The sequence below is a fragment of the Enterococcus sp. 2STP genome, assembly GCF_032465635.1.
Taxonomy (GTDB): domain Bacteria; phylum Bacillota; class Bacilli; order Lactobacillales; family Enterococcaceae; genus Enterococcus_B; species Enterococcus_B lactis.
Genome location: NZ_JAWDJH010000021.1, coordinates 133,263 through 145,244 on the forward strand (window position 1 = coordinate 133,263; position 11,982 = coordinate 145,244).

Consider the following 11,982-nt stretch of genomic DNA (forward strand, 5'->3'; position numbering starts at 1 on the left):
AACACGTTTTCATTCTTTTGTCAGTGAAGATTGTGATAAATTGTTCAAATGTACCTCACACTTTTTTATTCCTATTTTTCACACTTTTCAACAATAAATTTGTTTGAGTATGGGCTATAATGGAAAGTGAGGTGACAAAACATGAAACAAGGAACAGTAGACGAAGCAGCAAAAGAGATATTGACTCATCAGAAAATCACGTTTTTGACCGGTGCTGGGGTATCCACACCTTCTGGAGTGCCAGATTATCGATCACTGACAGGAATCTACCACGGAATGGAACAGCCGGAATACTTGCTGAGTCATCAAGCAATGGTGAATGAACCGGATAAATTCTATCAATTTGTCAAAAAGATTTATCATCCTGAAGCAAAACCAAATATTATTCATTTAGAAATGGCACAGCTAGCGAAAGAAAAAAATGTCTGGGTCGTTTCGCAAAATATTGACGGGTTGCACGCAAAAGCTAAAAGCCCGCAACTCGTCAATTTTCATGGAAGTTTGTATCAATGTCATTGTCGAAAATGTAAGCAAACAGTAGACTGGAAAGAATATCTTCACAGCGACAAACATCAAGCATGCGGCGGACAAATACGCCCGAACATCGTGTTATATGGTGAAGGATTCCAAGATGAAGTCATTGAGCAGGCGGCTTACGCCGTCAGCCAAGCAGAGCTGGTCGTCATTGTTGGAACGAGTTTTCAAGTTCATCCATTTTGTGATCTGGTACAATTTCGCCAACCGTCAGCCAAAATTTTAGTAATCAATCAAACGCCTGTTTATTTAGCGGAACCTTATACGTTTATTCAGGAAGACGGAGCGGTTGTTTTCAAAAAAATACAAGAATTAGGAGTAGACTATGACTGAATTCAAAACAGAAAAAGAAAAAATGATTGCAGGCGAGCTTTATTTTGCCAATGATCCTGAGCTGGTTGCCGACCGTATGTTTGCAAGAAGTCAAAGCCAAATCATCAACCAAGCCGAATCAGCGGAACTGCGATCCCAATTGTTGAAAGAGACATTTGGTCGTACAGGGAAAAAAATCTATATGGAGCCAGTTATCAATTTTGATTACGGATATAATATATTTGTCGGTGAGAATTTTTATGCAAATTTCAACTGTACATTTTTAGATGTCAGCACAATCGAAATCGGTGATAACTGCATGTTCGCTCCCAATGTCCAGCTGTATACGGCAACACATCCATTACATCCAGTGAAACGCAACAGTGGTTTGGAGTACGCAAAACCCATAAAAATCGGTGATAATGTTTGGTTAGGCGGAGGCGTTATCGTCACGCCGGGTGTCACGCTAGGAAACAATGTAGTGGTCGGCGCAGGTTCGGTCGTGACCAAATCTTTCCCCGACAATGTAGTGATTGCAGGAAATCCTGCTCGTATCATCAAGACAGTAGAGGAAGAACCGTTAGAAGAGTCTCTTGAAACATTACGTCAAAAGATCGATACGATCGATCGAGAATTAGTTGCTTTATTAGAAAAAAGAATGGATACAGTAACTAAAATAGGACAAGTAAAAAAAGAAGGAAACAAAGCAGTTTATGATGAAAAAAGAGAGCAGCAAGTATTGGATAAAGTGGCTAAACTGCTGAAAAATAAGGGATACAAGGAAACAATAACAGACACATATGTTGATTTGATGAAACACTCGCGCGAATACCAAAACAAAATGAAGGAGGAATAAGTGTGATCGAAGGAGAGGCACGGCGAAAACAAATCATGCAAACCTTGGCAAATACAGAAAAACCAGTGAGTGCTAGCAAGTTTGCGAAAACTTTTGGAGTCAGCCGTCAGATTATTGTCGGTGATATTGCTTTACTACGAGCGGCAGGTAAAAGTATCGTGGCAACAGCAAGAGGTTATATCCTTGAAACAGAAGAAACCAATACTGGACATATCAGTAAAATCGCGGTCCAGCATGGAAAAGATCAAACAGAAGAAGAGTTGAGACTCATCGTTGAAAATGGCGGTGAAATCATTGATGTGATCGTAGAACATCCGCTTTACGGTGAACTAACAGGCACGTTGCACATTAAAACGCCACAAGACATCGATTCATTTATGAGACGTTATCAAAAAAGCAATGCTTCTTTATTATCCGAACTCACAGGAGGAATCCATCTGCATACGATCCGCTACCCAGAAAAGCATATGCTGAAAACAATCAAGCAAAAACTAGCTGAAGCAGGTATCTTATACGAAGGATAACAAGCTCCATAAAAAAATAACACCGAAGAACTGGCGGAATTTAAACGCCAGTTTTTTTATTTTCAAGAAAAAGCAGTTCTTTTTGTTTAAGTAAACTGTTCTATACTTTTTAACAAGTCAGAAAAAAGGAGATGTTCAAGATGGACACTGATAAACAGAAAGAACAAAAAATCAGCTTATATATTGACAAAGGATTGGAATTTGATCAGTACAAAGAAAAACATTACACTAATTATTTAACTGCTATAACAGATACTGTGTTTAAGCATGCACCACAGATTTCTGATAAGAACATTCAACAGCAATTCTTTGAAAACTTTACGGCATATCTTTCCCCTGAAACAAAAGAATGGGCTTTATGGGAGGATTTCCAAAAGGTTAGCAGAAAGTTTGAAGAACTTAAATTAGAGAATATCTGTAAAAATCTGAATATAACTTTTGATAGTGAATCAATTGATTCTGAAAAGAAAAAATTTGATGATTATTTGTACAACTTGAGAGGACAAATAGCCGTGGAAGTAGCGAAAGCAAGTCCGGTGGTTGAGTTGAACCTTTACTATGATCCAGAATTTTTACATGCAATGGATGCAGCTGATGGTGGTGTGGATGCTACTGAATTAATAATGATAGTAGAAGATTGGCAAGAAAGTGTGTACGAGATGGAATGTAACATTGCTAATGGAGTGGAAGGAAGCTACTCTAGTCAAGTACTCCGATATGTATATCACAACAATGAAGGATTAGAGGGGAAGATTTATTTATATAACGAGCAAAAAGAGTTCGTTGAAAAGATGCCTTGGGAAAGAGACGAAGATCTTGCTACAGTGTGGCAAGAGGAATGTCAAACAACGTGTCTTACACTAGCTCCAACTCAAGTAGCTAAGAAGGAACCCACCCAACAACTAAAAGACCTATCCAATGAGCAAAAGCATTCAGTGATCACTCGGCAACAAGAGGCTTCTGATACAAAGGCAGAACGTGAGACTCCGCTGGAAAACATCAATTTTGCTACATCAGAACAGACAAAGCCTTTCTCGAAAGAAAGAGATGAAAGCATAGACAAGAAAGATGATAAAAAGATGTATATGGATAGGAACCCTGAATTATGGAAAATATCTGTCAACGACTTTGGCATGGACCTAAGACCAGTGGGACAGTCGACTCAGTCAAAAGGGTTACATCCAAACAAGTCAGCGCAACTAACTGATTTAGCTTCTCGCCATCACCAAAAGCCGCTGTCAGATTTCATAACAGCAGCTAATGTACAACATAAAGCGGATGATCAATTAAACAATCGGCAACCAAATAGTCCAACAAAACAAAACGTGCGTATGAATACACGAACAGAAAAACCGTTGGTAAAAGTAGATTCTTGGGAAAACAGAGAGGGATTGAAGCAAGAGACCGATAAAAATCAAGGGAAGAAGCGAGTGGGACAGTTAATAAAGTCATGGGAAAATCGGCAAGACAGTAACTCAGGACAGGTTCTAGACAATCGAACCCAAACAACGGGCATAGCAACACTAAATTCAAGAAAACAGAGGTTAAACCAACTCCAAGAAGGCGCAACGAAACATAAAAGCTATCTTTTAGGAGATAAAAAACATATAATCCCCAATAAAAATTTATCTCTATCCAAGACACAGCCGTATGCTGAATTTTGATTTTAGTAATTTTGATTTCAGTCAGTGACAAAACATAAAAAGGGAAGTGACGATTTTCTGTCACTTCCCTTTTTTATAAAGCTTTCTTGTGCCATAGAATCGAAGGAACAATCCTAGTCTCTATTCGATTACCAATACGCCTTCTTTTAATGCAAATGGATTTTGATCGTTGATGTGGTCATAGAACATCACACCGTTGATATGGTCGATTTCATGTTGAACGACGATCGATTCATAATTCTTCAAACGAATCTTGTGTTTTTCACCATTCATATCATAATAAGACACAGTGATTTTGGCATGGCGAACGACATATCCTGGTACCTCTCGGTCAACAGATAAACAGCCTTCGCCTTCCCCTAAACAAGCATCTTGAACAGAATGGCTCAAAATTTTAGGATTATACATAACAGTACTTAGAGAAGGTTCATCTACCTCTGGGTCTGCACTTGGTACGTGAACAGCAATGATTCTTTTAGAAATATCTAATTGAGGTGCAGCTAAGCCAACACCGCCTCGTAAGTGCAATTCTTCAGCTTTGATTGGATCTTGGCTGTTTTTTAAGAACTCAAGCATCTCTTTTCCTAAAGAGATATCTTCTTCGCTTAATGGAAGAGAAACTTCTTCTGCTACTTCGCGTAAGGTCGGATTTCCTTCACGAATGATATCATCCATTGTAATCATGGAATATGTACCCCTTTCTTAAAAGACTATATTCAAGTCTATTTTCGCATTATAGTTTACCACAAAAATGGAAAAGTAGTAGTAAGATTGTTTGAAAACTACTTTTTCTTAATGATTAACCACTTGATTTCCAGCCCGGTTTCAGGTAAAGTATAGCTGTGTGCTCTAGGCGCACGGCCTGCCACTTGGTTAAGCGAATCACCAACGTTTTACTCAGTCGCAGGGGAATAATCGAAAGAGGTGAAAGAAATGGCAATTTCAAAAGAACGCAAGAATGAAATCATCAACGAATATGCTCGCCATGAAGGGGATACTGGTTCTCCAGAAGTACAAATCGCTGTATTAACTGAAGAAATCAACCACTTGAATGAACATGCACGCGTGCACAAAAAAGACCATCATTCATACCGCGGCCTAATGAAAAAAGTTGGTCACCGTCGTAACTTGTTAGCTTACTTACGTAAAACTGACGTTCAACGTTACCGCGAATTGATCAAACGTTTAGGCTTGCGTCGTTAATTTTAGTCAAAAAGAGTGGGATTCACATGAATCTCACTTTTTTTACTCGTATATCAATTAAGCAAAATTCCGTGATCAAGCTAGATGGACTCCTACTAACCAAATGAAAGCTGCTCAAAAAACGGCTTTCAGCAGTTTTCATTTGTTTAGTAGCGTCTTGCTTTCACGAGAAGGAAAAGGAGAAGTTATGTCAGAAAAACAAGTATTCAAAACGACATGGGGCGGCCGTCCCTTACAAATCGAAGTCGGTCAGCTAGCAAAACAAGCAAACGGAGCCGTTTTAGTCCGTTATGGAGATACAGTGGTCTTAAGTGCAGCTGTGGCCTCTAAAGAAGCAAAAGATACAGACTTTTTCCCATTAACGATCAATTATGAAGAAAAAATGTATGCAGCAGGGAAAATCCCTGGAGGTTTCATCAAACGAGAAGGTCGTCCAAGTACGGAAGCAACATTGACTGCTCGTTTGATCGACCGTCCGATTCGCCCGATGTTTGCGGAAGGCTTCCGTAACGAAGTCCAAGTAACGAACATCGTGATGAGTGTAGAAACTGACTGTTCACCAGCTATGGCAGCGATGTTAGGTTCTTCTTTAGCACTATCGATCTCAGATATCCCATTTGATGGTCCGATTGCAGGTGTAGAAGTTGGTCGTGTAAATGGTGAGTATGTCTTGAATCCAACGGTAGAGCAAGCAGAACAAACAGATATCGAATTGACTGTTGCTGGTACGAAACAAGCGATCAACATGGTTGAAAGTGGCGCGAAAGAAGTTTCAGAAGAAGACATGCTTGGTGCATTGCTGTTTGGTTTTGACGCTATCAAAGAATTAGTTGCTTTCCAAGAAGAAATCGTTCAAGCAGTAGGAAAAGAAAAAATGGAAGTCACTTTACTGCAAGTTGATGAAGTATTGAAAAAAGAAATCTTTGATGCTTCTTACGCTACAATGAAAGCAGCAGTAATGACCGAAGAAAAACTTGCTCGCGAAGAGAACATTGAGCAAGTGAAACTCGATATTCGTGAAGCTTACGCTGAGAAATTTGCAGGTCACGAAGATGAAGATCACTTATTGAAAGAAGTCAAACAAATCACGGAAGATTTGGAAAAAGATGTCGTACGTGAATTGATTACCATCGATAAAATCCGTCCTGACGGGCGTAAATTGGATGAAATCCGTCCATTGTCATCAGAAGTCAGCTTATTGCCACGTGTACATGGATCAGGATTGTTCACACGAGGACAAACACAAGCTTTATCTGCTTGTACACTCGCACCTTTAGGAGAGCACCAAATCATTGACGGTTTAGGGGTTGAAGTCAGCAAACGATTCATCCACCACTACAATTTCCCTCAATTTTCTGTTGGTTCTACAGGACGAGCAGGATCTCCAGGACGTCGGGAAATCGGACATGGCGCATTAGGAGAACGTGCATTGGCACAAGTAATCCCTTCAGAAGAAGAATTTCCTTATACGATCCGCTTGGTAGCAGAAGTATTGGAATCAAATGGTTCTTCTTCCCAAGCAAGTATCTGTGCTGGCACGTTAGCATTGATGGATGCAGGGGTACCAATCAAAGCACCTGTTGCCGGTATTGCGATGGGACTTGTTTCTGATGGTGAGAACTATACGATCTTAACAGATATCCAAGGGTTGGAAGATCATCTTGGCGATATGGACTTTAAGGTTGCCGGTACAAAAGATGGGATCACTGCTTTGCAGATGGATATCAAGATCCAAGGAATCACAGAACAAATCCTAACTGAAGCATTGACGCAAGCAAAACAAGCACGTATGGAAATCTTAGAAGAATTGACTTCAACGATTGCTGCTCCACGTGAAGAATTAAGCCAATATGCACCAAAAATCGAAATGATCCAGATCGAACCTGCTAAAATCAAAGATGTTATCGGTAAAGGCGGAGACACGATCAATGGAATCATCGATGAAACGGGTGTAAAAATCGATATCGATCAAGATGGAAAAGTAAGTATTGCTTCTGCTGATGCAGAAATGATCAAAAAAGCCATCAAGATCATCGAAGATCTGACAAAAGAAGTCAAAGTCGGTGAAGTTTATCTAGGGAAAGTTGTCCGTATCGAAAAATTCGGTGCATTCGTCAACTTGATCAAAGGAAAAGATGGACTTGTCCATATTTCTCAATTGGCAAACGATCGTGTCAATAAAGTCGAAGATGTTGTTAAGCTAGGTGATGAGATCCTTGTGAAAGTAACTGAAATCGATAAACAAGGACGCGTAAATCTGTCAAGAAAAGCAATGTTGAATGAAGATGGTTCAACGAAAAACGAAGCAAAATAATTTTAATTCTTATGAATATTGTGTCTTGTGATCAAGAAATTGGCAGGAGAACAACAATTATTCGAAAAAAGGGGACTGTGACAAAAAACTGTCACAGTCCTTTTTTTGCGAATAAACGGTGTTCAAAAGCTTGCATCTGCGGTAATAAGTCCAGCCAAGTTAAAAACATTAGGAGACTTGGCTGTTCTTATTACTTGATGCAGAACAGCTTTTTTACAACCTCTCCAATAAACGGTGTTCAATCAGCTGTCCCTCGATATTAGCTCAAAAAACGGCAAAATATGGGGAACTATTTTTCCGTTTGTTTCTCTAATACTCAGGTCAAACCGCTGATTTCACAACCTCTGATTCACGGTGTTCCAGAAGTAGCTTCTTCGGAAATAAGCCGAAATTTCACAAAAATTTGAGAAGCAATTTTCGTAAACTCCTTCTTATTTCTTGAAGCTGACCACTTCTGTCACAACCTCTTTTTTTACTGAAGTTTCTTGGTGCATATTTTTGGAGTCCTTCTAAATAAAGCGTAAAATAAAAGTGAGATAAAGGGACGAAGGAGGGGAAGGCTATGCTGAACTTTTTATGGTCGTTGTTTATCGGCGGTGTGTTAGGTTTGATAGCTGGTGCCATTTTGGGAAAGGAAGTCCCAGGTGGTGTATCTGGAAATATCATTATCGGCTTTTTAGGCAGCTGGCTTGGCGAATTTTTACTAGGGCCGCTTGGACCGGAACTTGGCGGTTTTTATTTGATCCCAGCATTATTGGGTGCAATTTTTTGCCTTGCTCTTTATTCATTTGTGGCAAGACGCATCAGGGAACGACCAAAGAAAGAATAATTTTATTCAAATAAGTTGACACTTCAGTGTGTTACTTGGATAATTAGAAGCAATTTAGGAAAGCGGGTGTCATGGATAAGAAGATCGTCTATCATTCAAGCTTACCTAAAGGACATCCATATAACAAGAAATGAGGGAAAAACGTGGCAACAACGCACAATACCAAAAAGATATCAATGGCTGGCCTGCTTGTAGCGATGGGAGTCGTCTACGGAGACATCGGGACAAGTCCGCTTTACGTGATGAAATCGATTGTTGAAGATAATGGCGGATTGACAGGAATCAATCCTGATTTTGTTATCGGATCAGTCTCATTGATTTTTTGGACATTGACTCTACTAACAACGATCAAATATGTCGTGATTGCATTGAATGCAGATAACCATGGGGAAGGTGGAATTTTCTCACTCTACACACTTGTCCGAAAAGGTGGGAAATATTTGATCATTCCTGCAATGATCGGAGGAGCTGCCTTATTAGCAGATGGGGTATTGACCCCTGCTGTGACGGTAACGACTGCGATTGAAGGATTGCGGGGAATTCCGCAGTTTTTTGACCGGTTCGGTAATAACCAGAACGTGATCGTCATTATCACTTTAGTTATTATTTTTGTCTTATTCATGGTCCAACGCTTTGGGACAGATATTGTCGGAAAAGCATTCGGACCAATCATGTTCGCTTGGTTTACTTTTTTAGGAGTAATGGGGTTGCTGAATTTTAGCCAGGATTGGACAGTTATCCGTGCATTGAACCCTTATTACGCAATCCAGCTGCTTTTTAGTGCAGATAACAAACTAGGCTTGTTCATTCTTGGAAATATTTTCTTGGCTACGACAGGTGCAGAGGCGCTTTATTCCGATCTTGGACATGTCGGCAAACGAAATATTCGTTTGAGCTGGCCTTACGTCAAAATTTGTTTGGTTATCAATTATTTTGGGCAGGCTGCATGGTTATTGAATGTTTATCAAAACCCTGAAGCACAGCAAATCAAGAACCTGAATCCATTCTTCCAAATGATGCCTCAAAGTTGGATCGTGATTGGCGTTGCTTTTGCAACAGTTGCTGCGGTGATTGCTTCGCAAGCATTGATTACAGGCTCGTTTACGCTGGTTTCGGAAGCCATCAAGTTGAAACTACTGCCTCGATTAAAGATCATGTATCCTGGGAACAGTATCGGGCAAATGTATATCCCAGCAGTCAATCTGATTCTATGGATCGCCTGTTCTCTAGTGGTTGTCACATTCCGAACTTCCCATCATATGGAAGCTGCTTATGGTCTGTCAATCACGGTGACCATGTTGATGACGACGGCACTGCTTTACTTTTATCTTATCCAAAACGGCCATTCTCGTTGGTTTGCATATTTAGTTACCTTTTTCTTTGGTGCAATAGAAGTCGTTTTCTTTATCTCAAGTGTCGTCAAATTCTTCCGTGGCGGTTTTGTAGCCGTTCTGATTGGTTTGATCATCTTAGTTGTGATGTTCATTTGGGAACAAGGAAACATCATCCGCGAATCGTCAACTGAGGATGTGTCTTTGAGAGATTATATCCCTCAGCTTAAAGAATTACGTGATGATACTTCTTTACCAATCTATCAGACGAATGTAGTCTTCTTAGTGCCTGATATGGCTGAAGACAAAGTGGGACGACAGTTCATCTATTCGATTTTAGATAAGCGACCTAAAAGAGCACGAGTTTATTGGTTTGTTCATGTGGAAGTGACGGATGAGCCATATACGAAAGAATATCAAGTAGATATGATGGGCACCGACTTTATTGTCCAAGTGAATCTGTTCTTAGGTTTCAGGGTCCAACAGGAAATCAATGTATATGTTCGCCAAGTCATCCATGATTTGATGAAACAAGGCCGTTTGCCAAAACAGCCACAAAGATACTCTCTGACACCAGGACGGGAAGTTGGCGATTTCCAATTTGTCCTGATTGATGAAGTAGTCTCCAATGTGACAACTCTAGGAAAATGGCAGCGTCAAATCATGCAGGCAAAACTGGCAATCAAAAAAATCGCTACCTCGCCAGAAACATGGTTTGGGCTAGAGTACAGTGAAGTAAAACATGAAACTGTTCCGCTTATCATTGGAAATACTCGGAAAACATGGTTGAAAGAACGATTGTGAAAGTAGCGCTTTGATCTGAATTCAGCTTTTGAATACCGTTTTTATCAGAAATCACGAAAAAGCTGTTTAGCAACAAGTAATGCAATGCTTTTGAGTAAGAAGGAGATGTGGCATTTTTCAGCCACATCTCCTTTTTTATTCCTAATATAAATACGCATTATTTTCAATCTTTTTGTAGAAAAAGGGTACAATAGAAAAAGAGAAAGGCGGGAGAATATGGTTATCAATTTCATTATTTTATTTTTGATGATCGCAATTACTTCATTTTTTGTAGCAAGTGAATTTGCTTTAGTGAAAATCAGACGATCAAAATTGGAACAACTAGAAAAGGAAAACGTGAAGAACGCCAAGCTAGCTCTTCATGTTACACACCATTTAGATAATTATTTATCAGCTAGTCAATTAGGAATTACGCTAACCGGTCTGATCATCGGGTGGGTCGGTGAAGGCTCTGTCGCGGCTCTACTGGAACCAGTGATCGGTAAACTACCTTTCAGTTCGGCTATCAGCAGTACAATCTCTGTGGCGCTAGGATTTATTTTAGTGACGTATATCGATGTGGTTATTGGCGAACTGCTTCCTAAGAGCTATAGTATCGTCAATACGGAGAAGGTCGTCTTGTTCGTAGTCAAACCGCTTCATTATTTTTATAAAGTAATGTTTCCTTTTATTTGGGTATTGAATCATTCGGCAGCGGGTCTAGGAAAGCTTTTAGGTGTGCGCCTCGTATCTGAAGGAGAAGAAACCTTGTCTCAAGAAGAGCTGACATTAGTCGCATTGAATTCTTATGAAAAAGGAGAGTTGACCAAAGAAGAATATCATTATTTGGAAAACGTGTTTGAATTTGATGATACCTTGGCAAAAGATATACAAGTAGATCGTACGTCTATGCAAGTATTCGAAGCTTCAGAAACAGTAAAAGAAGCGATAAAAGCTTCGATCGAGCAAGGACATACTCGCTATCCAGTGATTTTAGAATCCAAAGACAATGTTCTAGGTTATGTTACCTTACCAGATTTGATCAAGCAATCTTATAAAGATGACCAACTGACAGTAGAACATTTGATTGAAGAGCCAATCGTAACAACTGAAACGATCCCTATAAAAAAATTATTGACGATCATGCGAAAAAAAGGAAAACATATTGCTATCTTAAAAGATGAATATGGAGGGACAAGCGGCTTAGTGACGATTGAAGATATTTTAGAAGAAATCGTCGGGGAAATCCGGGATGAGACAGATTTGGACGAAGCGTTGATAGCGGAACAGTCAGATGGCTCTTATATCGTCTCCGGCAAACTAACATTAGATGATTTCCAACGTTATTTTCATGTAGAGATTCCAGAGTTTGAAGAAACGAATTTTACTACACTTGCGGGATTTGCTTCTAGCCGATACAAAGAAATAAACGCAGGAACGATCATTGAGATTGCCTCATTTCGCTTCACGGTATTAGAATACCAGCATGCACATATCGATTATTTCAAAGTAGAGACCATGGAAAGAGAAGCAGAATAAATGAAAAAGGGCTGTGACAAAAAATGTCACAGCCTTTTGTTATCTAAAAAACCTGTTTTCGGTAAACGAAGAAGATATTTTCAATAAAAGTTT

10 protein-coding genes are annotated in these 11,982 nt (G+C 39.6%); 9 read left to right on the forward strand and 1 reads right to left on the reverse strand.

Annotated features, from left to right (window positions below; all coding sequences use genetic code 11):
* Positions 1-141: 141 nt before the first annotated feature.
* The 4 genes from RWU19_RS09890 (at position 142) to RWU19_RS09905 (ending at position 3,890) form a co-directional block, all read left to right on the forward strand.
* The gene (locus RWU19_RS09890) at positions 142-867 is read left to right on the forward strand and encodes an NAD-dependent protein deacylase (RefSeq protein ID WP_086286333.1); all 726 of its coding nucleotides are present in this window, start codon (positions 142-144) and stop codon (positions 865-867) included.
* On the forward strand, positions 860-1,702 hold the full coding sequence (locus RWU19_RS09895) for a chorismate mutase (RefSeq protein ID WP_002329732.1): 843 nt from the start codon (positions 860-862) through the stop codon (positions 1,700-1,702). Before RWU19_RS09890 ends, RWU19_RS09895 begins: the two co-directional genes overlap by 8 nt.
* Positions 1,703-1,704: 2 nt before the next feature.
* On the forward strand, positions 1,705-2,226 hold the full coding sequence (locus RWU19_RS09900; RefSeq protein ID WP_002341084.1) for a transcription repressor NadR: 522 nt from the start codon (positions 1,705-1,707) through the stop codon (positions 2,224-2,226).
* 140 nt (positions 2,227-2,366) lie between these two features.
* Positions 2,367-3,890, forward strand: coding sequence for a hypothetical protein (locus RWU19_RS09905; RefSeq protein ID WP_123837532.1), 1,524 nt, complete (start codon positions 2,367-2,369; stop codon positions 3,888-3,890).
* Positions 3,891-4,010: 120 nt separating this feature from the next.
* Here the strand turns inward: RWU19_RS09905 and def are convergent, their stop codons facing one another.
* Complete coding sequence (gene def / locus RWU19_RS09910; protein ID WP_002293455.1) at positions 4,011-4,574, reverse strand: peptide deformylase; 564 nt, start codon at positions 4,572-4,574, stop codon at positions 4,011-4,013.
* Positions 4,575-4,823: 249 nt separating this feature from the next.
* Between def and rpsO the strand changes: the two genes are divergently transcribed.
* The 5 genes from rpsO to RWU19_RS09935 all read left to right on the forward strand — a co-directional run bounded on the left by rpsO (position 4,824) and on the right by RWU19_RS09935 (position 11,889).
* Positions 4,824-5,093, forward strand: a complete 270-nt coding sequence (gene rpsO, locus RWU19_RS09915) for a 30S ribosomal protein S15 (RefSeq protein WP_002289282.1) — start codon at positions 4,824-4,826, stop codon at positions 5,091-5,093.
* A 187-nt stretch (positions 5,094-5,280) separates the two neighbouring features.
* Positions 5,281-7,407 carry a polyribonucleotide nucleotidyltransferase gene (gene pnp, locus RWU19_RS09920; protein WP_002309766.1) on the forward strand — a complete coding sequence of 709 codons (2,127 nt, stop codon included), beginning with the start codon at positions 5,281-5,283 and terminating at the stop codon, positions 7,405-7,407.
* Between the two features lie 562 nt (positions 7,408-7,969).
* Entirely contained in the window at positions 7,970-8,236 is a 267-nt protein-coding gene (locus RWU19_RS09925) for a GlsB/YeaQ/YmgE family stress response membrane protein (protein WP_002293441.1), read from the forward strand.
* A 143-nt stretch (positions 8,237-8,379) separates the two neighbouring features.
* The gene (locus RWU19_RS09930) at positions 8,380-10,371 is read left to right on the forward strand and encodes a KUP/HAK/KT family potassium transporter (protein ID WP_002315557.1); all 1,992 of its coding nucleotides are present in this window, start codon (positions 8,380-8,382) and stop codon (positions 10,369-10,371) included.
* Between the two features lie 216 nt (positions 10,372-10,587).
* Positions 10,588-11,889 carry a hemolysin family protein gene (locus RWU19_RS09935; protein WP_002315558.1) on the forward strand — a complete coding sequence of 434 codons (1,302 nt, stop codon included), beginning with the start codon at positions 10,588-10,590 and terminating at the stop codon, positions 11,887-11,889.
* The last annotated feature ends 93 nt before the right edge of the window (positions 11,890-11,982 follow it).

What these genes read in the sequence shown, in the direction of transcription:
- RWU19_RS09890 (WP_086286333.1), top strand. Translation starts at nt 142, where the DNA reads ATGAAACAAGGAACAGTAGACGAAGCAGCAAAAGAGATATTGACTCAT.
- RWU19_RS09895 (WP_002329732.1), top strand. Translation starts at nt 860, where the DNA reads ATGACTGAATTCAAAACAGAAAAAGAAAAAATGATTGCAGGCGAGCTT.
- RWU19_RS09905 (WP_123837532.1), top strand. Translation starts at nt 2,367, where the DNA reads ATGGACACTGATAAACAGAAAGAACAAAAAATCAGCTTATATATTGAC.
- def (WP_002293455.1), bottom strand. Translation starts at nt 4,574, where the DNA reads ATGATTACAATGGATGATATCATTCGTGAAGGAAATCCGACCTTACGC.
- rpsO (WP_002289282.1), top strand. Translation starts at nt 4,824, where the DNA reads ATGGCAATTTCAAAAGAACGCAAGAATGAAATCATCAACGAATATGCT.
- pnp (WP_002309766.1), top strand. Translation starts at nt 5,281, where the DNA reads ATGTCAGAAAAACAAGTATTCAAAACGACATGGGGCGGCCGTCCCTTA.
- RWU19_RS09925 (WP_002293441.1), top strand. Translation starts at nt 7,970, where the DNA reads ATGCTGAACTTTTTATGGTCGTTGTTTATCGGCGGTGTGTTAGGTTTG.
- RWU19_RS09935 (WP_002315558.1), top strand. Translation starts at nt 10,588, where the DNA reads ATGGTTATCAATTTCATTATTTTATTTTTGATGATCGCAATTACTTCA.